The sequence below is a fragment of the Streptomyces zaomyceticus genome (assembly GCF_014656215.1).
GTDB lineage: Bacteria > Actinomycetota > Actinomycetes > Streptomycetales > Streptomycetaceae > Streptomyces > Streptomyces zaomyceticus.
Genome location: NZ_BNBZ01000017.1, coordinates 105362 through 127611 on the forward strand (window position 1 = coordinate 105362; position 22250 = coordinate 127611).

Annotated in this window: 18 protein-coding genes and 1 tRNA gene; 11 read left to right on the top strand and 8 right to left on the bottom strand. The window is 71.8% G+C overall.

Going from position 1 to position 22250, the window contains the following annotated elements; all coding sequences use genetic code 11:
- Nucleotides 1–90: 90 nt before the first annotated feature.
- On the bottom strand, nt 91–1626 hold the full coding sequence (locus IE311_RS22255; protein WP_189833528.1) for an MFS transporter: 1536 nt from the start codon (nt 1624–1626) through the stop codon (nt 91–93).
- Between the two features lie 62 nt (nt 1627–1688).
- On the opposite strand from IE311_RS22255, the gene IE311_RS22260 reads away from it, so the two are divergent.
- Complete coding sequence (locus IE311_RS22260) at nt 1689–2651, top strand: helix-turn-helix transcriptional regulator (protein WP_189833588.1); 963 nt, start codon at nt 1689–1691, stop codon at nt 2649–2651.
- A gap of 614 nt (nt 2652–3265) precedes the next feature.
- On the opposite strand, the gene IE311_RS22265 is transcribed toward IE311_RS22260, so the two are convergent.
- Nucleotides 3266–4267 (bottom strand): sigma-70 family RNA polymerase sigma factor, encoded by a 1002-nt coding sequence (locus tag IE311_RS22265; RefSeq protein ID WP_189833529.1) that lies wholly within the window; start codon nt 4265–4267, stop codon nt 3266–3268.
- A gap of 541 nt (nt 4268–4808) precedes the next feature.
- Here IE311_RS22265 and IE311_RS22270 point away from each other — a divergent pair.
- Nucleotides 4809–5840, top strand: coding sequence for a questin oxidase family protein (locus IE311_RS22270; protein WP_189833530.1), 1032 nt, complete (start codon nt 4809–4811; stop codon nt 5838–5840).
- A 130-nt stretch (nt 5841–5970) separates the two neighbouring features.
- On the opposite strand, the gene IE311_RS22275 is transcribed toward IE311_RS22270, so the two are convergent.
- The gene (locus IE311_RS22275; RefSeq protein WP_189833531.1) at nt 5971–6759 is read right to left on the bottom strand and encodes a dioxygenase family protein; all 789 of its coding nucleotides are present in this window, start codon (nt 6757–6759) and stop codon (nt 5971–5973) included.
- Nucleotides 6760–6877: 118 nt separating this feature from the next.
- Here IE311_RS22275 and IE311_RS22280 point away from each other — a divergent pair, with 118 nt between their 5' ends.
- Nucleotides 6878–7366, top strand: coding sequence for a MarR family winged helix-turn-helix transcriptional regulator (locus IE311_RS22280; RefSeq protein ID WP_189833532.1), 489 nt, complete (start codon nt 6878–6880; stop codon nt 7364–7366).
- 97 nt (nt 7367–7463) lie between these two features.
- Here the strand turns inward: IE311_RS22280 and IE311_RS22285 are convergent, their stop codons facing one another.
- Nucleotides 7464–8993, bottom strand: a complete 1530-nt coding sequence (locus IE311_RS22285) for an MFS transporter (protein ID WP_189833533.1) — start codon at nt 8991–8993, stop codon at nt 7464–7466.
- A gap of 80 nt (nt 8994–9073) precedes the next feature.
- On the bottom strand, nt 9074–9748 hold the full coding sequence (locus IE311_RS22290; protein ID WP_189833534.1) for a TetR/AcrR family transcriptional regulator: 675 nt from the start codon (nt 9746–9748) through the stop codon (nt 9074–9076).
- A gap of 410 nt (nt 9749–10158) precedes the next feature.
- Between IE311_RS22290 and IE311_RS22295 the strand changes: the two genes are divergently transcribed.
- On the top strand, nt 10159–11430 hold the full coding sequence (locus tag IE311_RS22295; protein WP_189833535.1) for a M6 family metalloprotease domain-containing protein: 1272 nt from the start codon (nt 10159–10161) through the stop codon (nt 11428–11430).
- Here the strand turns inward: IE311_RS22295 and IE311_RS22300 are convergent.
- Both IE311_RS22300 and IE311_RS22305 read right to left on the bottom strand, forming a co-directional pair.
- Nucleotides 11417–13066: a class I adenylate-forming enzyme family protein gene (locus IE311_RS22300; RefSeq protein WP_189833536.1), complete on the bottom strand. Its 1650-nt coding sequence runs from the start codon at nt 13064–13066 to the stop codon at nt 11417–11419. The two genes, IE311_RS22295 and IE311_RS22300, sit on opposite strands and share 14 nt — an antisense overlap.
- Nucleotides 13067–13179: 113 nt before the next feature.
- Nucleotides 13180–13659 carry a hypothetical protein gene (locus IE311_RS22305; protein ID WP_189833537.1) on the bottom strand — a complete coding sequence of 160 codons (480 nt, stop codon included), beginning with the start codon at nt 13657–13659 and terminating at the stop codon, nt 13180–13182.
- A gap of 645 nt (nt 13660–14304) precedes the next feature.
- Between IE311_RS22305 and IE311_RS22310 the strand changes: the two genes are divergently transcribed.
- The 7 genes from IE311_RS22310 (at nt 14305) to IE311_RS22340 (ending at nt 21414) form a co-directional block, all read left to right on the top strand.
- Complete coding sequence (locus IE311_RS22310; protein WP_189833538.1) at nt 14305–14841, top strand: hypothetical protein; 537 nt, start codon at nt 14305–14307, stop codon at nt 14839–14841.
- A 119-nt stretch (nt 14842–14960) separates the two neighbouring features.
- Nucleotides 14961–15797 (top strand): DUF4097 family beta strand repeat-containing protein, encoded by an 837-nt coding sequence (locus tag IE311_RS22315; protein WP_189833539.1) that lies wholly within the window; start codon nt 14961–14963, stop codon nt 15795–15797.
- 89 nt (nt 15798–15886) lie between these two features.
- A complete protein-coding gene (locus IE311_RS22320) occupies nt 15887–16510 on the top strand; it encodes a hypothetical protein (RefSeq protein WP_229902080.1) in 624 nt (207 codons plus the stop codon).
- 269 nt (nt 16511–16779) lie between these two features.
- Nucleotides 16780–19032 (top strand): MMPL family transporter, encoded by a 2253-nt coding sequence (locus IE311_RS22325; RefSeq protein WP_189833540.1) that lies wholly within the window; start codon nt 16780–16782, stop codon nt 19030–19032.
- A gap of 348 nt (nt 19033–19380) precedes the next feature.
- Nucleotides 19381–20370 carry an ATP-binding cassette domain-containing protein gene (locus tag IE311_RS22330; protein ID WP_189833541.1) on the top strand — a complete coding sequence of 330 codons (990 nt, stop codon included), beginning with the start codon at nt 19381–19383 and terminating at the stop codon, nt 20368–20370.
- Complete coding sequence (locus IE311_RS22335; protein WP_189833542.1) at nt 20367–21197, top strand: ABC transporter permease; 831 nt, start codon at nt 20367–20369, stop codon at nt 21195–21197. Before IE311_RS22330 ends, IE311_RS22335 begins: the two co-directional genes overlap by 4 nt.
- A gap of 144 nt (nt 21198–21341) precedes the next feature.
- Nucleotides 21342–21414: transfer RNA gene (locus tag IE311_RS22340), tRNA-Arg, on the top strand.
- Nucleotides 21415–21499: 85 nt separating this feature from the next.
- On the opposite strand, the gene IE311_RS22345 is transcribed toward IE311_RS22340, so the two are convergent.
- Complete coding sequence (locus IE311_RS22345) at nt 21500–22243, bottom strand: ABC transporter ATP-binding protein (RefSeq protein ID WP_189833543.1); 744 nt, start codon at nt 22241–22243, stop codon at nt 21500–21502.
- Nucleotides 22244–22250 lie beyond the last annotated feature (7 nt).

Below are 22250 nucleotides of genomic sequence, written 5' to 3' on the forward strand. Positions count from 1 at the left end.
CACCGCCCCTCGTTCCCCCATCGCCCTGCCGCAGCCACGGCCACGGCCAGAGCCACGCTCAGTACATGAGCGAATCAGCGCACCAGCGCATCAGTGCGCGAGCACCGCTTCCTTCTCGGTCGCGACGCCCTCGTCGTCACCGCCACCCTCCAGGTGCTGCTTCGGCTTCGCCGGAAGCGCGAACATCACCAGGAAGATCACGGCGAGCACGCCCGCCACCCAGCCCATGGCGTTCTGGAAGGCGTCCGTGAACGCCGCGGTCGCCTCGGCGGGAGACTTCGGAGCGGGCTTGCCGTCGATCACGCCGAAGAAGACCACCGACACCAGGCCGAGCCCGAGCGCGTTGCCCATCTGCCCGGTCGTGTTGATCAGACCCGAGGCCGAACCCGCGTGCTCCTTCGGCACCTCCGAAAGCACCGCGTCCGTCAGCGGCGCCACGATCAGGCCCATGCCGAGGCCCATGACGACCAGCGGCGGAATCATCTGCCAGGACGTGATGTCCGCCCCGTAGCGCCCCGCCTCGAAGAGGTAGAGCAGCACGCCCGCGATCATCGTCAGCGCGCCCGTCTGGAGCACCTTCCGGCCGAAGCGCGGCACCAGCTTCTGCACCGAGAGGCCCGCGGCCGTGGAGACGGCGATGGAGAACGGCACACCGGTCACACCGGCCCGCAGCGGGGTCCAGCCGAGGCCGATCTGCATGTAGAGCGTCCAGACCAGGAAGAAGATGCCCATCACGACGCCGAAGGTCAGCTGCACCGCGATGCCCGCCGCGAAGCTCTTCACCTTGAACAGCGTCAGCTCGACGAGCGGCGAGCCGTCCTTCTTCGCCTTCATCCGCTCGTACGCGACGAACGCGGCGAAGACGACGAGGCTGCCGACCATCATCACGTGGCCCCACACCGGCCAGTCCAGCTCGCGGCCGCGGGTCAGCGGGTAGATCAGCATCAGCAGGGCGGCCGTCACCAGGAGCATGCCCACGATGTCGAGGCGGAGCGCCTTCGGCGCCTTCGACTCGGTGATGAACTTCCGGCCCAGGATCAGGCCCGCGATGCCGACCGGCAGGTTGATCAGGAAGATCGGGCGCCACTCCAGGCCCGCGATGTTCCACTGCGTGAGCAGCGCGCCGAGCAGCGGGCCCGAGACCGCGCCCAGCCCGATGATCGCGCCGAACATGCCGAAGACCTTGCCGCGCTCGTGCGCCGGGAAGGTCACGTGGATGATCGACAGGACCTGCGGCACCATCATCGCGGCCGCCGCGCCCTGGAGGAGGCGGGAGGCGACCAGCATCTCCGGGTTGGCGGCGAAGCCGCAGAGCGCGGAGGCGATCGTGAAGCCCGCCGTGCCGAGGAGGAAGAGCCGCTTGCGACCGTAGATGTCGCCGAGTCGACCGCCGGTGATCAGCCCGGCGGCGAACGCGAGCGCGTACCCGGCGGTGGTCCACTGGATGGCCCCGAAGGAGGCGCCGAGGTCCCGTTCGATGCTGGGGATCGCGATGTTCACGATCGTGGCGTCGACCAGGTCCATGAAGGCGGCCGTCATGACGATGGCCAGGGCTATCCAGCGCCGCTTGTCGCTCGTGTCGGTGGGGGCCGCGTCCGTGGTGACGCCGGCGTCGTGTGCACTCATACGGAGAAGATAAAGGCCATCTAGGTCAAATGAAGTCCTAGATGGCCTCCATGCTGAAGGGCATGACGGACACCCCGGTACGACTCCTGAATCTGCTCTCGCTCCTCCAGACCCCGCGCGAGTGGCCCGGAAGCGAACTCGCCGAACGGCTCTCGGTCTCCGCTCGCACGATCCGCCGGGACATCGACCGGCTCCGTGACCTCGGCTATCCCGTCGAGGCGACGCTCGGCGCGGTCGGCGGCTACCGGCTGGTCGCCGGCACGGCCATGCCGCCGCTCCTCCTCGACGACGAGGAGGCCGTCGCCATCGCGGTCGGTCTGCGGGCGGGGGCCGGGCACGCGATCGAGGGCGTGGAGGAAGCGTCGGTACGGGCCCTGGCGAAGCTGGAGCAGGTGCTGCCGGCGCGGCTGCGGCACCGGGTCTCGACCCTCCAGAACGCCACGCTCCCGCTGACGCGGGGCGACGGCGCCACGGTCACCCCGGCCACGCTGACCACCCTGGCGGGCACGGTCACGGGCCGGGAGAAGCTGCGCTTCGGCTACCGGGCGGGGGACGGGGCCGAGTCGAAGCGCCTGGTCGAGCCCTACCGGCTCGTCTCCACCGGACGCCGGTGGTACCTCGTGGCGTACGACCTCGGGCGGGAGGACTGGCGCACCTTCCGGGTGGACCGGGTGACCGACCCGCTCGCCACGGGCGCCCGTTTCACCCCCCGCGAGCTTCCTGCGGGCGACGCGGCCCAGCTCCTCGCCCGCTCCATGTCCCGGGCGCAGCCCGAACTCGACCTGGACGTCGCTTTCGACGCCCCCGCCGACTTCGTGACGGCCCGCCTCCCTTCCCACCTGGTCCCCACCCCGACGGGCCCCACCACGTGCCGCCTCCTCACCCGCTCGACGGACTCCGTCGAATGGCTGGCGCTCCGCCTGGCCCTGGTGGACGCCCCCTTCACCATCCACGGCCCGGAGGCACTGCTCACCTACGTGGAGGACCTGGGCACCCGACTGACGGCAGCGGCAGCACGCGGCTGACCCGACTCGCCACCAGCGCGCGCCGGCCGGGCGCGGCCATGGCTGCGACGGCTGTGTCCGGGTGCGGGAATGACTGGTACGGCCGCGCCCGGGCGGGTACGCCCCTGGGCCGCGTGTCCGGGTGCGGGAATGACTGGTACGGCCGCGCCCGGGCGGGTACGCCCCCGGGCCGCGTGTCCGGGTGGGCCATTGGCTGCGACGGCTGTGTCCGGGGTGTGTACGGCCCCGGGCCGCCGTGTCCGGGTGCGGGAATGACTGGTACGACCGTGCCCGGGCGGATACGCCCCCCCGGGCCGCCGTGTCCGGGGGTGCCGGCATTGCCGGTACGGGGCCGTATCCGGGCGCGCACGGCCCCGGCCCGTACCGGCGATGTCAGGGCGCGCACGGCCAGGGCGCCGTGTCCGGGCGCGGGCCGCCCCCGGGCCCGCTGTCGCCGACGGCGGGCGCGCCCCACGAGGGCGCCCGCAGCCGACGTCGTATCCGCACGGGTGGTGCGGGTGGGAACCCCGGGTCCGGCCGGAGGCCGGCACGGCCCGGGGCGCCGCAGGCGCCGACCCCGCCCGGGACGACCGGGCGGAGCCCCGGGGCACCCGGGGCCCAGGCAGCCGGCCGCCCTAGGCCACCGCGTCGAAGCCCGTGTCGTGCGCCATCTTCTTCAGTTCCAGGAGCGCGTGCTTCTCGATCTGGCGGATCCGCTCCCGCGTGAGGCCGTGCTGCTTGCCGACCTCGGTCAGCGTCCGCTCGCGCCCGTCCTCGATCCCGTACCGCATACGGATGATCGAGGCGGTCCGGTGGTCGAGCTTGTCGATGAGGTCGTCGAGCTCCTCGCTGCGCAGCAGCGTGAGCACCGACTGCTCGGGCGACACCGCCGACGTGTCCTCGAGGAGGTCGCCGAACTGCGTCTCGCCGCCGTCGTCCACCGACATGTTCAGCGAGACCGGGTCGCGCGCCCAGTCGAGGACGTCGACGACCCGCTCGGGCTTCGTGTCCAGCTCGGCCGCGATCTCCGCCGGCTCGGGCTCCCGGCCGTGCTCCCGGTTGAACTCGCGCTGGACCCGGCGGATCCGGCCGAGCTCCTCCACGAGGTGGACGGGGAGCCGGATGGTGCGGGACTGGTCGGCGATGGACCGGGTGATGGCCTGGCGTATCCACCACGTCGCGTACGTGGAGAACTTGAAGCCCTTCGCGTAGTCGAACTTCTCGACCGCGCGGACCAGGCCCGCGTTCCCTTCCTGGATCAGGTCGAGCAGCGGCAGTCCGCTGCGCGGATAGCGCCGCGCCACGGCCACCACGAGCCGCAGGTTGGACTTGATGAAGAGGTCCTTGGCACGCTCGCCCTCGGCGACCAGCGCTTCGAGCTCCTCACGGGCCGCCCCGCCGGCTTCGCTCTCCACCTCCCCGTCGAGGATCTGCTGGGCGTAGACGCCCGCCTCGATCGTCTGGGAAAGCTCGACCTCCTTGGCGGCGTCGAGCAGGGGCGTGCGCGCGATCTCGTCGAGGTACATGCCGACCAGGTCGCGGTCGGCGATCTCCCCGCCCACGGCGCGAACGCTGCTTGCCCGGCCGGCCCCGCTCTTGGCGGAGGTCTGACGACGGGCGACGGCACGGGTTGCCATGCGTGCTCCCTTGCTGAGTAGGTCGCGACACCCTTTCGGGTGCCCTGCATCCGACGGAAACAACGACTGGAATCAGGACAGAATTCCCACCCGGCACATGGATTTTCGCGATCATGCAGTATCCTGCGTCGCCGCCGCCCCTTCGGGCATGCCTCCGGCACCCACGGAGGTGCAGGTCAGACCGGGCACGGAGGGTGATTCGGCGCCGCTCGCGGGTTCCCGACCACACCGTCGGTGAGACTGCGATCACATGCGGCGCCATCCCTCAAGACGTCGGGACGGGCCGTCGGGTTGCCCACCCCGGGACGAAGTCGCGCCGACCTGTTCAGCCGAGCGTTCACCCGAGCCGTGCCGACCGCGCGCCGGTGCCGCGCAGCCCCGTGAGCAGGAGCACGCACGACCCTCGCCGACCCGCGCGCAGGAGCCCGCCGACCGCGTTCCGCGCACCCGTCTCGGTCTCACGGACCAGGTCCTGGCCGCCCAGCGGACTAGGTCCCGAGCCCGTTACGCCCCACCCCGGCCCCGCCCTACCGTCGGCGCCATGAGCGACGCATCCGGCACCGACGCATCCGGCACCCTCGACGAAGCCCTCGCACGCCTCCACACCACGGGCCCCGAGCGCAACGGCTGGCTCACCAACCACGCCCCGATGGCCGTCGAGGCCCTGGTCCGCAACGGCCAGGCCTCGACCGTGCACCGCTGGCTGGATCGCTACGCGCACAAGCTGGAGGAGCTGCCGCCCCCGTACCGCCCGGTCACCGCCGACGGCTGGCGCGAGGCGCTCGGCGACCCGAAGAGGATCACCGACTGGACCCGTTTCTTCGCACGCGAGCTCGACGAGCACCCCTGGCGGGAGGTCCTCGCCGAGTGGTGGCCCCGGCTGCTGCCGGGCATCGCGGCCTCGGCGACGCATCCCGTGATCCGTACCGGTCATGCCGTACGCACCCTGCTGTCGTCCGGCGACGAGGGGGCGACCGCTCCGCGCCGTGCGGAGCTGGCGCACGCCCTCGGCTACTGGGCGGCCCGGAGTCAGCCGCTGCCGCCCCTCACCGCGCTGGCCGCGGCGCCGACTGCGGCGGCCGCGCTGGCTGCCGTACCGCCGGTTCCGGTGCAGGACGGCGGGATCCGGGACCGGCTCGTCCAGCTGACGGCGTTCCCGGCCTGGGGTGCGGCTCCGGACCCCGACACGGCGAAGGACCTGCTCACCGAGCTGGTGACGGCGGCCACCCACCGGTACGCCACACACGGCCACGGCGAGCCGATCATGCTCGTTCACGCGGCGACCGCTCCGAACGCCGTCCTGCGCACCCTGCCCGCGCTCCCCCGCGAGCTGTGGGCCCCGAGCCTGGCGGCGGCGTGGGCGGCGGCGGCCGCGGTGACCGCCGCGTACACCCCGGCGGAGTCCGCGGCCCCGGCGGCGACCCCTCTCACCGCCGAGGAGGTCTTCGAGCGGGCGGCGGCGCACGGCGACGACCACACGATCAAGTTCACCGACACGGCGCTGGACGTGGGCGATCCGCTCGCGCTCGCCGCCGCCGTCCGCGCGATCGAGCTGAACCCGCCGGTCTTCTGACCTTCCGGGACCGGCCCCACCCGACCCGCCGAACCGAATCGACCCGGACCGGCCGGACCGGCCGACCCGGACCGGCCGGACCGCCGGAACCGAACCGGACCCGCCGAACGCGCCCTACCCGAACGGCGACCTAGCCGAACTGCACCGACCGCTTGGCCAGCCCCATCCAGAACCCGTCGATGACCGACCGCTCCGCGTCGAGGTCGCCGGCCGCGTCCGCCGCGCCCATCGTGACGAACAGCGGGGCGAAGTGTTCGGTGCGCGGATGGGCGAGGCGCCCGGCCGGCGACTTGTGCGCGAAGTCCAGGAGGGCGTCGACGTCGTGCGCGGCGAGGGCCTCGTGCCCCCAGGCGTCGAACTCGGCGGACCAGCCCGGCACCCCGCCCCCGGTGTGGCGGAGCGCGGCGAGGTTGTGGGTGAAGAAGCCGCTGCCCACGATCAGGACGCCCTCGTCGCGGAGCGGGGCGAGCCTGCGCCCGATGTCCATGAGGCGGCGCGGGTCGAGGGTGGGCATGGAGATCTGGAGTACGGGGATGTCGGCGCCGGGGAACATCTCGACGAGCGGCACGTACGCGCCGTGGTCGAGGCCCCGGTCGGGGATGTCCTGCACGGGCGTGCCGGGCGCGCGGAGCAGCTTGCGGACGGACTCGGCGAGCGCGGGCGCGCCGGGTGCCGCGTACTGGACGCGGTAGTAGTGCTCGGGGAAGCCCCAGAAGTCGTAGACGAGCGGGACGGTCTCGGTGGCGCCGAGTGCCAGCGGGGCCTCCTCCCAGTGCGCGGAGACCATGAGGATCGCCTTGGGGCGCGGGAGGTCCGCGGACCAGGCGGCGAGCTCGCCGGGCCAGACGGGGTCGTCGGCGAGCGGCGGGGCACCGTGGGACAGGTACAGGGCGGGCATGCGTTCCAGCGTGGCGTCCATGGCGACCACCTCCGACTTCCTCAGTTCTTGAAACTTCAAGCTCACCGTTCAGCAGCAGCGTAGACCGATATAGTTCAACTTTCAAGAATGAGTCGTAGGATTGGGCATCATGGGAGACATGACCGAACCCCGCTGGCTCAGCGACGAGGAGCAGCACGTCTGGCGCGCGTACCTGCACGCCACCACGCTCCTCGAGGACCACCTCGACCGCCAGCTGCAACGCGACGCCGGAATGCCGCACATCTACTACGGGCTGCTCGTCCAGCTCTCCCAGGCCCCGCGCCGCCGGCTGCGGATGACCGAGCTGGCCAAGAGCGCCAAGATCACCCGCTCCCGCCTCTCCCACGCGATCGCCCGGCTGGAGAAGAACGGCTGGGTGCGGCGCGAGACCTGCGCCTCCGACAAGCGGGGCCAGTTCGCCCGGCTGACGGACGAGGGGACGGAGGTCCTCCGGCAGAACGCCCCCGGTCATGTCACCGCGGTCCGCCAGGCCCTCTTCGACCGGCTGTCCGCCGAGCAGGTGCAGCAGCTCGGCACGATCATGCGCGTCATGGCCGAGGGTCTCGAACCCCAGGGACCGGACGCGGACCTGCCCTGGCTCCGCTGAGCGAACAGCGGCGGAACCAGGGCAGGGAGTGCGATCAGCGGGCTCAGTGTGACCACTGGGCTCAATGTGACCACTGGGCTCAGTGTGACCACTGGGCTCAGTGGGCGATGACGGGCACCTTCACCTCGTCGTCCGCGCCCTCGCCGGACCCGGCCACGACACCCATGTCCGGCTTGCCGGTGTTGATCAGGGTGAACGCGATCACGGCCGAGACGACCAGGATGCCGACGGCCCACCAGATGGCCGCCGTGTAGCCCTCGACCATGCCCTGGAGCTGGAGCAGCTTCTGCCCGGCCGGGGTGGTCGCGCCCGCCGCGTTGTCCGTCAGGTACGCGGTGGTCGCCGAGGCGGCGATCGTGTTCAGCAGGGCCGTACCGATGGCGCCGCCGACCTGCTGCGAGGTGTTGACCATCGCGGAGGCCACACCGGCGTCCCGCGGGTCCACGCCGAGCGTCGCGAGCGACATGGCCGGCATGAAGGCCGTACCCATGCCCAGACCCAGCAGCAGCTGCGCGGGCAGGATCAGACCGGCGTACGAGGTGCCGATCTCCAGCTGGGTGAGCAGCAGCATGCCGACACCGGCGGTCAGGAAGCCGGGGGCCATCAGCATGCGCGGCGGGACGCGGGTCATCAGCCGCGTACCGATCTGCGTCGAGCCGATGATCATGCCCGCGATCATCGGGAGGAACGCGAAGCCCGTCATGACCGGCGAGTAGCCCTTCACGACCTGCAGGTAGTAGGTCAGGAAGAGGAACAGGCCGAACATCGAGATGACGGCGAGACCCAGCGACAGGTAGACACCGCCGCGGTTGCGGTCGGTCAGGACGCGCAGGGGCAGGAGCGGGGACTTCACCTTCGCCTCCGTGAGGACGAAGGCGAGGAGCAGCACCGCGGATCCGATGAAGAGGCCGATGGTGCCGGCGTCGCTCCAGCCCTCGGACTCGGCGCGGGTGAAGCCGTACACGAGGGCGACCAGACCCAGGGTGGAGAGGATCACGCCGGGGATGTCGAGCGTGGAGCGGTTGCGGCCGCCCGCGGGCTCACGGATCACGAGGTACGCGCCAACGGCGGCGACGATGGCGAACGGGATGTTGACGAAGAACGTCCAGCGCCAGTTCAGGTACTCGGTGAGGAAACCGCCGAGGATGAGACCCACGGCGCCGCCACCACCGGCGATCGCGCCGTAGATGCCGAAGGCCTTGGCGCGCTCCTTGCCGTCGGTGAAGGTCACGGCGAGCAGCGAGAGCGCGGCGGGCGCGAGCAGCGCGCCGAAGGCGCCCTGGAGCGCGCGGGCACCGAGCATCATGGCCTCGCCGGTCGCGGCCCCGCCGAGGGCGGAGGCGGCGGCGAAGCCGATCAGGCCGACGACGAAGGTGCGCTTACGGCCCCACAGGTCGGCGATGCGGCCGCCGAAGAGGAGCAGACCGCCGAAGGCGAGGGCGTAGGCGGTGATGACCCACTGCCGGTTGCCGTCCGAGATCCCGAGGTCCTGCTGGGCGGAGGGCAGGGCGATGTTCACGATCGTCGCGTCGAGCACGACCATCAGCTGGGCGAGGGCGATGAAGACGAGCGCTTTCCAGCGGCCCGGGTCGGCGTGGGTCACGGTGTGGTCGGGAACTTTGGGCATGGGGGTAGCCACCTCTTGGCACGTACTGGCGAAAAAAGGACGTATGCGTAAGTCGAAACGGGCGGAGCGCTAGGAGGCCGTCACGGCGTCCGCGGCGAGCAGGAGTCGCGCCTCAGGTCCTCCAGGGTCACGGCCGCCCCGGGCAGCTCGGAGCGCGCGGGCGCTTCCAGGCCGTCGAGGAACAGCTGCAGATGGCGATGGACGAACTGGTCGAAGCCGGCGCCGCAGGCCGTTCCCGGCAGCGGGCGGGTCAGCTGGGAGACCGCGACCATCAGGTCCCCGACACCGACGTCGGCGCGGAGCCGGCCGGCTTGCTGGGCGCGGTCGACGAGCGACTGGACGGCTTCCTCCAGGCGTTCGCGCTCGACCGTCAGGTCGGGATGGTCCTTGTCGAAGGCGCCGTCGAGCATCGGGCACAGGGCGCCGATGCGCTCGTCGGCGGCGGCGTGGGTGAACCGCCGGAGGCCGGCGAAGACGTCGTCCTCCTCGGCGGCCCGTTCGGCGAGCTCGGTGACGCGGGCCATGATCGAGAGCACGACCTCGCGGACGAGGTCGTTGCGCTCGGGGAAGTTCCGGTAGAGCGTGGCGTTCCCGACGCCGGCCCGGCGCGCGACCTCGTCGTACGGCACCTGGGGGCCGAACTCGACGAACATCTCGCGGGCGGCCGACACGATCCGCTCGCGGTTGCGCAGGGCGTCGGCGCGTGGCCGGGGTACGCGGCGGGCGGGCGCGGTGTCGGCGGCGGCACTGGTCACGCCACGACCTCCTCACATCACTCGGGACTCAGGACTCGGTACTCAGGACTCGGTACTCAGGACTCGGTACTCGGTAACTCGGTGCGAGCCCGGAGGACACTCCTCCGGGGGTAATCCGGGTGTCCGGCGTATCCGGCCCCCGAGGTATCCGAGGTATCCGGGGTATCCGGGGTATCCGGGGAAGGACTCCCCACTTCGCTCAACACAGTCCTAAACGGGGACTGGGTCCCCGGTTATTTCCCGCCGCGTTCGTGACCTGGGTCACATCTCCACCCCCGGTCGGAATACCCACGATCGGGCCACCCGGCGCGCGCGCCGGTACCTCCCGTCACAGGCTGATCGCACAGCGCGGCCCCGCGACCACCGAAGGGGCCGCGCCGCCGACCTGCCCCCACCGGAGAGGCGTCCGTATGCAGCACCCCCGCCGACGGATACGCAGACCCTTCGCCCTGGCCGCGACCACGGCGCTCTCCCTCACGCTGCTCGCCTCCGCGAGCACCACCCTCCCCGGTCCCGCCCCGGCCTCGGCGGGCCCCGTGGCCGCCGCCCCGGGCGGCGCCCAGCTGGGGCCGTGTCGCATCGCCACCACGATGGGCGTGCAGATGTCGGAGGGGCTGCCCACCGCCCCCGGATACGTCCGCTCCACGGGCCAGGTCAGGGCCCTCAACCTGATGATCGACTTCCCCGACGCCATCGGCGACGGCACGGCGATGGGCCGCTTCCGCGAGTTCTTCCCGCAGACCGCCGACTGGTTCCGCATCAGCTCGTACGGGCGACTGGACTACCAGGCCCAGGCGCCGATACCGGACTGGCTGCGGATGCCCCAGGCGTTCTCGGCGTACGGGATCGAACGCGGCTCACCGTACGAACCGGGCTACCGCTCCCTCGTCCAGGACATCGTCAAAGCGGCCGACCCCCAGGTGGACTTCAGCGCGTACGACCTGGTCAACGTCCTGGTCACGCCGAACGCCGGGCCCTCCGCCCTCGACACCGTCCTGTCCGTGACCTTCTCCGGCAACGACGAGGCCCCCTACGCGGACGGCGTGCCGCTCGCCAACACGTCCTTCGTCTACAGCCGCCAGGACGACGGCTCCGGCAGCTTCGCCGAGACCGGCTACCGGGTCCTGCCGCACGAGAACGGGCACGTCTTCGGCCTCCCCGACCTGTACACCTCGGACGGCGGCGGCACCGTCGGGCACTGGGACATCATGTCCGAGGACTGGGGTGCCAACAACGACCTGCTCGGCTGGCACAAGTGGAAGCTGGGCTGGCTCGACAACGACCAGATCGGCTGCGCGTCCGACCCCGGCACCGGCGACTACACCCTCACTCCGCTCGCGACCACCGGCGGCCCCAAGCTCGCGTTCGTCCCGCTCTCCGGCACCTCCGGATACGCGGTCGAGGTCCGCAGCAAGGACGGCAACGACGAGGCGGTCTGCGAGCAGGGCGTCCTGGTCTACCGGGTGGAGTCCGACGTGGACACCGGCCACGGCCCCGTGACCGTGTCCGACAGCGAGCACGCGAGCGGCGGCTGCACCCGGCGCGCCAACGTCCACGCGGAACTGTCGGACGCCCCGTACCGCCCCGGAGAGACGTTCACGGACCGCGCCAACGGCATCCGGATCAGCGTCCTCGACGAGGACGCCGACGGCACGTACCGGGTCCGGATCACCCGCGACTGAGCAACTCGCCCCGCAACTCCCGCTTGAGGATCTTCCCGGTCGGGTTCCGGGGCAGTTCCTCCTCCCGTACGAGGACGTGTGCGGGCACCTTGAAGGCGGCGAGGCGGGCGCCGACGTGCGCGCGGAGCTCCTCGGTCCCGGCGGCGGCGCCCGGCCGCAGCCGGACGACGGCCGCGACCTCCTCGCCCAGGAGCGGGTGCGGCACGCCGAGAACGGCCGCGTCGACCACGTCGGGGTGCTGATGCAGCACGCCCTCCACCTCGACGCAGTACACGTTCTCGCCGCCCCGGATCACCATGTCGGTGAGCCGGTCGACGATGCTGACCCGCCCCTCCGCGTCCACCCGCGCGAGGTCCCCGGTCCTGAACCACCCGTCCTCGCCGAAGGCGGCACGGGTCGCCTCCTCGTCCCCCCAATAGCCCCGGACCAGGGCCTGCCCGCGCAGCCACAGCTCGCCGACGCCCTCGGTGTCGGGCCGGTCGATCCGCACCTCGGTCGTGGGCGAGGGCCGGCCGACGCTCCCGGGGTGGGCGCGGTACTCGGCGCCGACGTTCGACAGGACTCCGCCGCTGGTCTCGGTCAGCCCGTAGCCGTTGCGGGGCTCCAGCCGCTCCCCGTACCCGGCGGTGATCCCGTCGACGATCCCCGGCGGAGCGGCGGCGCCACCGGTGCTGAGCAGGGTGAGGCTGTCCAGACCGTCGCCGGTGGAACGGGCGAGGTCGAGCAGTTGGAGGGCGGTGGTGGGCACACCCGCGTAGTGGGTGACGCGGTGCTCCCGGATGAGTTCGAGCGCCCGGCCGGCGTCCCACTTCCGCATCGTCACCAGGGTGCCGCCGGCCGCCATCACACCGTAGAAGGAGGTGAACGCGGCCACGTGGAAGAAGGGGAACGTGGTCAGCGACACGGGCGCGGGCCCGGTCCCGGGCACGTCGCCGCGCGCGAGGGCCGCGGCGGCGGCGAAGTACCGGGGGTTCATGGCGGCCCCGGCCTGGGCGAGCTGGGTGGCGACGGCGCCCTTGGGCCGCCCGGTGGTGCCGGAGGTGTAGATGATCGTGGCGTCGTGCTCGGGCAGGACGTCGACGACGGGCGGCCCGAGGAAGGGATCGGTGTCGGGGACGTATGTCACGAAGCCGTCCGCCGGAACACTCCCGAGCCGCTGCCCGTGGACGTCCTCGGGCCCGTCCGGGAAGACGATCCCGGGCACCCCGTTCCGGTCGGCCCACGCCCGCACCCGCCCGGCCCGCTCCCCGTCCACGAGCAACACGCCCGGCGTGCAGTCGCCGAGCGCGTACGCGAACTCGTCCTCGGTCCACCAGGCGTTGAGGGGGACGGCGACGAGGCCCGCCAGCTGCGCGGCCCAGAACGCGACCTGCCACTCGGGCCGGTTCCGCATGGCCACCACGGCCCGGTCCCCCGACCGCAGTCCGTACTCGCCGACCAGTCGGCGCGCGAGCCCGCACGCCTCGTCGAAGAACTCCCGGTACGTCGTCCGCGTGTCCTCGGAGACCAGGAACACCTGGTCCCCGTACCCCCAGACGACCTCCACGAACTCCCGCAGGGTCCGCGGCCCGGAGGCGTACACCCCCTCGCTCACCGCGAAGGGAGCGCCGGGCGCGGTCAGCCGCGCTTCCACCACGAGGACCTCCTCAAGCGCCTGCCCACCTGCGCCGCGACGCTATGCGCCGCCCCTCACCGGGTCAACCCCGGGTGGGCTCCGTCACGTCGGGGGCCGCGCCACCACCCGCCCGATCAGGCCCTCCTCCCGGTGAACGCGCGTCGCCGCGCGCGATTCAGCAGGCCGGAGGCCGCGGCGCCGCCGAGCGCGAGCAGCAGCAGAACGGCGAGGGCCGGGTTGATGTAGTCGGGGATGAGGACGTCGTAGTCGTGGCCGTTCGACGTCTCGCAGACGAGGCGGAGCGGGACGAAGTCCCCTCGGAGGCCGACGAGTCCGGGCACGTCGGCGGGGCGCCGCGCCGCGCACTCCTCGGCCTGTTCCTGCTCCTCGGTGAGGAGGACGTGGAGGAGCCCCCACAGATAGAGGACGGCTCCGGCGGCGACCGCGGCCAGGGAGACGTCCCGGCAGACGCGGGACGGGGTGTACCGGCGGAGGGTCCCCGGGGAGAGCCGTGAGCCCAGGTACACGGTGAGCGCCATGAGGATCGTCGAACCGGCGAACAGGCCGACGAAGAGCCCGCCGACGTCGTGCCCCTGCCAGGGGTCGGAAGCCATGACCACGACCACGGCCCCTCAGGCTCCGCGGACGGCGCGGCCGCACGCCCCGGGTAACGGCCGGCCGGGGACCGGACCTCCCACGTGATCCTCTGAGGCGCCACGGCCCTCTCGCGGAGCCGGCGGGCCGGACTCCGTCGTCGTCTCGCAGGTCATCGCTTTCCTTCCCTCGCGGTCGGAGCCGGTGTCGGTGACACCCGAGGAAACGGCCGTGGATCCCCCGACCCACTCCGACTCGCCCCAACCCACCCCACCCCAAGGGCCCTTGAGGGCCCCACCGGGAACCTAGGCCATCCGGCGGGCGCGAGAAAGATCTCTGGCGGCAGGGGGATGCGGGGGCCACCGGGATCGCGGACGCCGGGCCACTCGGATCGCGGACGCCGGGGCACCGGGGCACCGGGGCACCGGGGCACCGGGGCACCGGGATCAGCCGGCCACCGGGCCACCGGGCCACCGGGCCACCGGGCCACCGGGCCACCGGGCCACCGGGATCAGCCGGCCACTTGCCGCACGCACCGACGCGGGGCAGCACGACGTGGCGCCGCCCAGCCCCCCATGGCACTCCATGGCGCCACATGGCGCACGATGGCGCAATGTGGCGCCAGATGACTTGCAATGGCGCCATGATGGTGCCACTATTGCGTCATGGACCTCACCCCGTACGTAGACAACCTCCGCCACGAGCTCGGTGTGGCCGCCCAGGCGGGCGGGGACGAAGCCCGCGCCCTGGCCGACCGGCTCACCGGTCAGCTCGAGTCGGCCGCCCGTCTGACGCTGCTCAACGCCCTGTCGGACGCGATGGACGAGGTCACCCGTGACCTGGCGCCCGGCTCGGTCGACCTGCGGCTGCGCGGTCTGAACCCGGAGTTCGTGGTGACGCCACCGCCCACCGCCGACCTCTTCGACGAGGCCGACACCACGGTCCAGGCCCCGCCGCCCCCGCCGGTACCCCTCGTCGAGGGCGAGGAGGGCGGCGCCACCTCGCGCATCAACTTCCGTCCGCCGGCCCAGCTCAAGATCCGGGTCGAGGAGGCCGCGAGCCGCGAGGGCCTCTCGGTCAACGCCTGGCTGGTCCGAGCCGTGGCCGCCGCCCTGGAACCCGGCACGGCGGGCCGTACCCGGAAGGGCACGACGGGCCCGGGCTCCTCCGTCGGACAGGGCTTCACGGGCTGGGTCCGCTAGCGGCAGCCGAACGCGGCCACCGTCACACCGGGACGGGTCCACCTCACCCCGTATCCCACCGTCGTATCAAGGCACTTCACCCGAGCACACACTCCACCGAGCCAGAGGACGGCACAGCCATGCCTACTTTCGAAACCCCCGAGCCCCTCTCCGCCACCGTCGAGATCGAGATGGGGCGGGCCCGGATCATCGCCGGAAAGCGCACCGACACCGTGGTCGAGGTGGCGCCCAGCGACCCCGGCGACAAGCTGGACGTGCAGGCCGCCGCGGACACCAAGGTCACCTGCGCGGGCGGCAAGCTGCTGGTCAAGGGCCCCAAGAAGCGCTCGCTGTTCGGCAAGATCGGCTCGGTCGACGTGACCGTCGAACTCCCCGCCGGCTCGGAGCTGACCGGAAGCACCGGCCTCGGCGAGCTGATCGGCGAGGGACGGTTCGGCGACTGCCGCCTCACGACCGCCGCCGGGGACATCCAGCTGGACGAGGCCGCGACCGTACGGCTGAAGACCACGCACGGCGACGTCGTCGTGGACCGTACGACGGGCGAGACCGAGATCCAGGGGTCGGGCCGGGTACGCGTCGGCCGGATCGAAGGATCCGCGACCATCAAGAACCTCAACGGCGAGACCGTCATCGGCGAGGTCGGCGGGGAGCTGCGGGTGAACTCGTCCAACGGGCCGATCAGCGTCCTGCGCGCCCAGTCCTCGGTCACCGCCAAGACCTCCAGCGGCAGCATCCGCCTCGACGAGGTCGTACGCGGCCGGATCACCCTGGATTCCTCCGCCGGAGGCCTGGAGATCGGCATCGCCGAGGGTACGGCGGCCTGGCTCGACGTCCGGTCGACGGCCGGCCGCGTACGCAACGAGCTGGGGACGGCGGACGGCCCGGGGCAGTCCGAGGAGACGGTCGAGGTCCGGGGCCGTACGAGCGTCGGCGACATCGTCATCCGCCGCGCGTAGACGGAACGTCACGGCGCACGACCCGCACGACGCATCGCATCGCATCGCATGGCAACGCATGGCAACGCATCAAGGGGAGGGAGAGCCCGATGGACCGCGCATTACACACCAGCACCCGCGAACCCCGCGAGACCCGCGCCACCCCAGGCTCCCCCAGCACCCCCAACTCCCCCGGCTCACCAGGCTCCCCCAGCACCCCCAACTCCCCCGGCTCACCTGACACGCCCGGCGCCGTCAGCTCCTTCGTCCGCTTCGTGATCCTCGGCGGCGGAGTGGGCCTCGCTTCCAGCGCGGCCGTCGCCCTGCTCGCGGCCTTCCTGCCGTTCGCCCTGGCCAACGCGCTGATCGCCGTGGTCTCAACGGTCCTCGCGACCGAGTTGCACGCCCGGTTCACCTTCGCGTCGGAGCAGCGACCCGCCGGGCGCGGCCTGCTCCGCTGCGGACTCCGCCACCACCTGCAGTCCGCCGGGACGGCCACGGCCGCCTTCGCCGTGACCACCCTCGCGGTGCTCGTCCTGCACGCGTTCGACAGCACTCCCGGTCTCGCCGTCGAGCAGACCGTGTACCTCTCGGCCTCGGCCCTCGCCGGCATCGGCCGCTTCCTGGCACTGCGCCTGTACGTCTTCGCCACCGGCCGCAAGCGGCCCGCCCCGGTCACCGTCGCCCTGCCGACGTCGCCGACCCGCCGGGACCTGCTCACCACCGCGTCCTGAACCGAGCCCCGGGGACTGTGGCGCCATAGCGCCACCCGCGCACCTGCACCCACCTGCACACCCACGCACTGCCACATCCCCGCATCCCCGCATCCCCGCAGAGCCGGCCCCCTCCCTCGCACGACCACCACACACAACCCGACCGCCGCCATGGCGCCATGCGGTGCTGCCCCGGCACAGAAATCCCCCACCACCTCCGCCCTCCCCCACCTCCCCCACCTCCCCCGCCTCCTCTCTCCCCTCCACCTCCGACCCGACGGGAGCCCACCGTGGCTACGTTCCTTTCCAGACTGGGCCGCCTCGCCTTCCGCCGCCGGGGGGTGATGGTGCTGCTCTGGCTGCTGGTCTTCGGCGGCATGGGCTTCGCCGCCGCGTCGGCACCGCCCCCGCCGGCCGACACGTTCTCGATGCCGGGCACGGAGTCGCAGGAGGCCTTCGACCTGCTGACCGAGAAGTTCCCGGACGCGAGCGCCGACGGCGCCCGTGCCCGGGTCGTCGTCCGGGCTCCCGAGGGCGCGAAGATCACGGCGCCCGACCGGCGGACCGTGGTCGAACGGCTCGTCGCCACGCTGGGGACGTCGTCGCCGCAGGTGGTGGGCGTGGCCGACCCGTACAGGTCCCCGGACGTCAGCATCAGCGAGGACCGGACGACGGCCTACCTGGTGGTGACGTACAGGGTTCCCGCGATGGAGGTCGACGACAAGGCGCACGACGCCCTCGACGCCGCCGTCGCGCAGGCCGAGAGGTCGGGGCTCACCGTCGAGGCCGGCGGTGACGCCGTGAAGATCGAGCAGGCGATGGGGGGCACCGGCGAGCAGATCGGCATCCTGGTCTCCGCCTTCGTCCTCGTCCTGACCTTCGGCTCGATGGTCGCCGCCGGGATGCCGCTGATCACCGCGCTGATCGGGGTCGGCATCGGCATCTCGGGCATCACGGCGCTCGGCTCCACGCTGGGACTTTCCGGCACGACGTCGACGCTCGCGATGATGATCGGCCTCGCGGTGGGCATCGACTACGCGCTGTTCATCGTGTCCCGGTTCCGCGCCGAGCGGGCCGAGGGCCGTACGCCCGAGGAGGCCGCCGGACGGGCGGTCGGCACGGCGGGCTCGGCCGTGGTCTTCGCGGGCCTCACGGTCGTCGTCGCCCTCGCCGGGCTGGCCGTGGTGGACATCCCGATGCTCACCAAGATGGGCCTCGCCGCGGCCGGCACGGTCGCGGTCGCCGTACTCGTCGCGATCACGCTGGTCCCCGCCCTGCTGGGATTCGCGCCGGTCAAGGTGATGGCCCGGAAGGGGCGTCTGCGGTACGCGGTCAAGCCGCTCTCGGAGCGCGGGCGGCGCAGGGCCGCCCGGCACGAGGCGAAGTCGGCGAAGAAGTCCGGGCCCAACCTGGGGTCCCGCTGGGCGAGTTGCGTCCTGCGCCACCCCGTGGCCGTCCTGCTCGTCGGTGTGGTCGGCCTCGGCACGATCGCCGTACCGGCCACGAGCCTGGAGCTCGGCCTTCCGGGCGAGGGCCAGATGTCGACGGAGACCACCCAGCGCAAGGCGTACGACCTGCTCTCGGAGTCCTTCGGGCCGGGCTTCAACGGCCCTCTGATGGTCACGGTGCAGGCGAAGGACGCCAGGGCCGCGGGTGACGAGATCGGCAGGGCCCTCGCGGGGACGGACGGCGTGGCCTCGGTCTCCCCCGCCACGGCCAACAGGGCCGGCGACACCGCGATCCTCACCGTCGTCCCGGAGACGGGCCCGACCGAGAAGAAGACCGAGGAACTGGTCCACACCCTGCGCGACACCGCGGGCGAGCTGGAGCGGAACACCGCGTCCCGGATCCTCGTGTCCGGTCAGACGGCCATGTTCATCGACTTCTCCCAGACCCTCGACGACGCGCTGCTGCCGTACCTGGCGCTGGTCGTGGGCCTCGCCTTCCTGCTCCTGATGGTGGTCTTCCGTTCCGTCCTGGTCCCGCTGAAGGCGGCCCTGGGCTTCCTGCTCTCGGTGGCCGCGGCCCTGGGCGCGGTCGTGGCGGTCTTCCAGTGGGGCTGGCTCGCGGACGCCTTCGGCATCGACGCCCCGGGGCCGATCATGAGCACGATGCCGATCTTCATGATCGGCGTGGTCTTCGGCCTGGCGATGGACTACGAGGTCTTCCTGGTCAGCCGGATGCGTGAGTCGTACGTCCACGGGGCCCGCCCGGCGCAGGCGGTCGTCGACGGCTTCCGTCACGGGGGCCGGGTGGTCGCCGCGGCCGCGGTCATCATGATGAGCGTCTTCTCCGGCTTCATCGTGGAGGACAACGACTTCGTCAAGATGATCGGCTTCGCCCTCGCGATCGCCGTCCTCTTCGACGCCTTCGTCGTCCGTATGGCGATCGTGCCCGCGCTGTTCGCCCTGCTCGGCAGGTCCGCGTGGTGGCTGCCGAAGTGGCTGGACCGGATCCTGCCGCGGGTGGACGTCGAGGGCGAGAAGCTCGGCGGCCCGCAGGCGGCGCCGCACCCGCACGGGGAGCGCACGCTGGTCGGCTGAGCGCACCATCTGGCGCCACCGAAGGCGCCTCCGCACCGGATCGAACCGGTGCGGGGGCGTCTTTTTGTCGTACGGGCCACCCCACGACCAAGCCACCGAACGAACAAAACCCCAGCTCAACGGGGTCCGAGCCAAGCCGACACCACCTGGCGCCACACGCGGCGCCCACAGTGGCAGCACACATGGCGCCACAAGTCCTCGACATGGCGCCATCCATGTGCCACGATGATGGCGCAAGCACGGCACAGCATGGCGCCACTCCAGCGCCAAGCAGGCCGGCCGACAGCCGCACCGCCCCACCAACAGCCAACGCCCGGGTGTCCCCCCGAAGAGAAAGGCCCGCCCACCATGAACACCGCGACCACAGCGGCCCCCAGCACGCGCACCGTGGCGATCTCCGCGACCGGCCTGCGCAAGTCGTACGGCGACAAGGTGGTGCTCGACGGCATCGACCTGCGGATCCCCGAGGGCACGATCTTCGCCCTGCTCGGCCCCAACGGAGCGGGCAAGACCACGACGGTGGAGATCCTCTCCACGCTGATCGCGGCCGACGGGGGCGAGGCACGGATCGCGGGCCACGACGTCGCCGCCGCCCCCGACGCGGTACGCGGCCGGATCGGCGTCACCGGCCAGTTCGCCGCCGTCGACGGACTGCTGACCGCCGAGGAGAACCTGATCCTCATGGCCGACCTGCACCACCTGAGCCGCGACGAGGGCCGGCGCCGCTCCGCCGAACTCCTGGAGCGCTTCGAGCTGACCGAGGCGGCCCGCAAGAACGTCGCCACCTTCTCCGGCGGTATGCGCCGCAAGCTCGACCTGGCGATGACGCTGGTCGGCCGGCCCCGGATCATCTTCCTCGACGAGCCGACCACCGGCCTGGACCCGCGCAGCCGCCGCGTCATGTGGGAGCTCATCAGGGACCTGGTCACGGAACAGGGCGTGACGATCTTCCTCACCACGCAGTACCTGGAGGAGGCCGACCAGCTCGCCGACCGCATCGCGGTCCTGGACCACGGCAAGCTCGTCGCCGAGGGCACCGCGGAGGAACTCAAGCGGCTGATCCCGGGCGGACACGTCCGCGTCGGGTTCGCGGACGAGACAGGCCTGGCCGCGGCGGCGGGACTCTTCGGCATCGCCACCCGCGACGACGAGTCGCTCACCCTGCAGATCCCCAGCGACGGCTCGGTCGCCAACCTCCGCGCGGTCCTCGACACCCTCGACGGCGGCGGGGTGCGGGCCGAGTCGCTCACCATGCACACCCCGGACCTCGACGACGTCTTCCTCACCCTCACGGGCCGGCAGAACACCCCCACCACCCAGAAGGAGTCGAACCGATGAGCACCGCGACCCTCACCCCGGCCGAGACGACCCAGCCGGCCAAGCCCCGCTCGTACGCCCTGCGCGACTCCATGACGATGCTGCGCCGCAACCTCAAGCGCCTGCAGCGCTACCCGTCGCTGACGATCACGATCGTCGTGATGCCGATCGTGATGCTGCTGCTGTTCGTGTACGTCTTCGGCGGCGCGCTCGGCACCGGCATCGGGACGGGCGCGGACCGCGGCGACTACACGAACTACGTGGTGCCCGGCATCATCCTGATGGCCGTGACGTCGGGGGCGATCACGACGGCCATCTCCGTCTGCACCGACATGACGGAGGGCATCGTCAAGCGCTTCCGCACGATGTCGGTCTCGCGCGGCTCGATCCTCACGGGCCATGTCCTCGCGAGCGTCATCCAGGTCGCGGTGATCCTGGTCCTGGTCACCGGAGTCTCCTTCGCGGTGGGCTTCCGCCCCGACGCCTCGCCCGTCGAGTGGCTGGCCGCCACGGGCCTGCTCCTCTTCCTGTCCTTCGGCCTGAGCTGGATGTCCGCGGCGATGGGCATCGGCGCCAAGACGGTGGAGGCCGCGAGCAACGCCCCGATGCCGCTGACGTTCCTTCCCTTCCTCGGCAGCGCGGTCGTCACCCCGGAATCGATGCCGACCGCCCTGCGCTGGTTCGCCGAGTACCAGCCCTTCACCCCGATCAACGAGACCCTGCGCGGCCTGCTGCTCGGCACGGAGATCGGCAACGACGGCTGGATCGCCCTGGCCTGGTGCACGGCCCTCGCGGCACTCGGCTACCTGTGGTCCCGCTCGGCCTTCAACCGCGAGACCACCCGCTGACCCGAACCGGTCCCACCGCAGCGCCGAACGAGGGGCGACTCCCGACCACCACCGGGAGCCGCCCCTCGGCACGTCCCTCCCCCACCCCTCCCTCACCTCAGCGAACCACCACCACCGTCCGCTAGGCTGTCCCCGGTACCTCTCGCCTTCGTAGCTCAGGGGATAGAGCACCGCTCTCCTAAAGCGGGTGTCGCAGGTTCGAATCCTGCCGGGGGCACAAGGAAAAAGGCACCTACCAATATTGGTAGGTGCCTTTTGACATCCACGGCTGACATCAACGGCAGCGATCAGTCACGACCGGGCTAGCCAGTAGCCCCGTCTCCCGTCAGAGCCATGTATGCCGCTTCGGCCCGACGAGCCTCGGGGACGTGCGCGGGCGCGTGCGCGAGGAAGGCGCCGGTGGTACCGGAGAAGGTGATCGTGCCCCGGGTGAGGGCCGTGACATGGTCCGCCTCCTCGGCCAGGTCGGCCACGTCGTGCGTCGAGAGAAGGACCCGCACCTCCCGGGAGGCGAGCCCGATGACGAGGTCACGGAAGACGCGACGCTGTGTCGGGTCCATGCCGGCCGTGGGCTCGTCGAGAAGAAGGACCTCGGCTCCATGGACCAAAGCGGACGCGACACCGACCCGGCGCAACTGACCACCGGAGAGCCGCTTGGTCTTCATGTCTGCGTGATCCGTCATCCGAACCTGCTCCAGCGCCCCTGCCGAGGCATCCCAGGCGTCACGACGGCTCATCCCCTTCAGCCATCCCGTGTAGGCGACCTGCTCGCGTGCTGTGAGGCCGGTCATGGCGGTGACGGTCTGTGGCATCCAGGCCACCTTCATGCGGTACGTCTTCGAGTCGGAGGACAGACGCCCGAGCCGTACCGAGCCATGACTCGGCTGGTTCACCCCGGCGGCCAGCTTCAACGTGGTGGTCTTTCCTGCTCCGTTGGGACCGAGAAGAATCGTGAAACCGTCGGGGACGGTGTAGCTGAGCCCGGAGAGAATGCTGCGAGAGCGGCGCCCGTACGCGTAGGAGACGGCGTCGAGTTCGATGGACACGGGGCTG

Coding starts and splice junctions, on each gene's coding strand:
- IE311_RS22330 (WP_189833541.1), top strand. CDS start 19,381: ATGAACACCGCGACCACAGCGGCCCCCAGCACGCGCACCGTGGCGATC.
- IE311_RS22335 (WP_189833542.1), top strand. CDS start 20,367: ATGAGCACCGCGACCCTCACCCCGGCCGAGACGACCCAGCCGGCCAAG.
- IE311_RS22255 (WP_189833528.1), bottom strand. CDS start 1,626: ATGAGTGCACACGACGCCGGCGTCACCACGGACGCGGCCCCCACCGAC.
- IE311_RS22265 (WP_189833529.1), bottom strand. CDS start 4,267: ATGGCAACCCGTGCCGTCGCCCGTCGTCAGACCTCCGCCAAGAGCGGG.
- IE311_RS22320 (WP_229902080.1), top strand. CDS start 15,887: ATGGACCGCGCATTACACACCAGCACCCGCGAACCCCGCGAGACCCGC.
- IE311_RS22270 (WP_189833530.1), top strand. CDS start 4,809: ATGAGCGACGCATCCGGCACCGACGCATCCGGCACCCTCGACGAAGCC.
- IE311_RS22310 (WP_189833538.1), top strand. CDS start 14,305: ATGGACCTCACCCCGTACGTAGACAACCTCCGCCACGAGCTCGGTGTG.
- IE311_RS22305 (WP_189833537.1), bottom strand. CDS start 13,659: ATGGCTTCCGACCCCTGGCAGGGGCACGACGTCGGCGGGCTCTTCGTC.
- IE311_RS22280 (WP_189833532.1), top strand. CDS start 6,878: ATGACCGAACCCCGCTGGCTCAGCGACGAGGAGCAGCACGTCTGGCGC.
- IE311_RS22285 (WP_189833533.1), bottom strand. CDS start 8,993: ATGCCCAAAGTTCCCGACCACACCGTGACCCACGCCGACCCGGGCCGC.
- IE311_RS22275 (WP_189833531.1), bottom strand. CDS start 6,759: ATGGACGCCACGCTGGAACGCATGCCCGCCCTGTACCTGTCCCACGGT.
- IE311_RS22295 (WP_189833535.1), top strand. CDS start 10,159: ATGCAGCACCCCCGCCGACGGATACGCAGACCCTTCGCCCTGGCCGCG.
- IE311_RS22315 (WP_189833539.1), top strand. CDS start 14,961: ATGCCTACTTTCGAAACCCCCGAGCCCCTCTCCGCCACCGTCGAGATC.
- IE311_RS22260 (WP_189833588.1), top strand. CDS start 1,689: ATGACGGACACCCCGGTACGACTCCTGAATCTGCTCTCGCTCCTCCAG.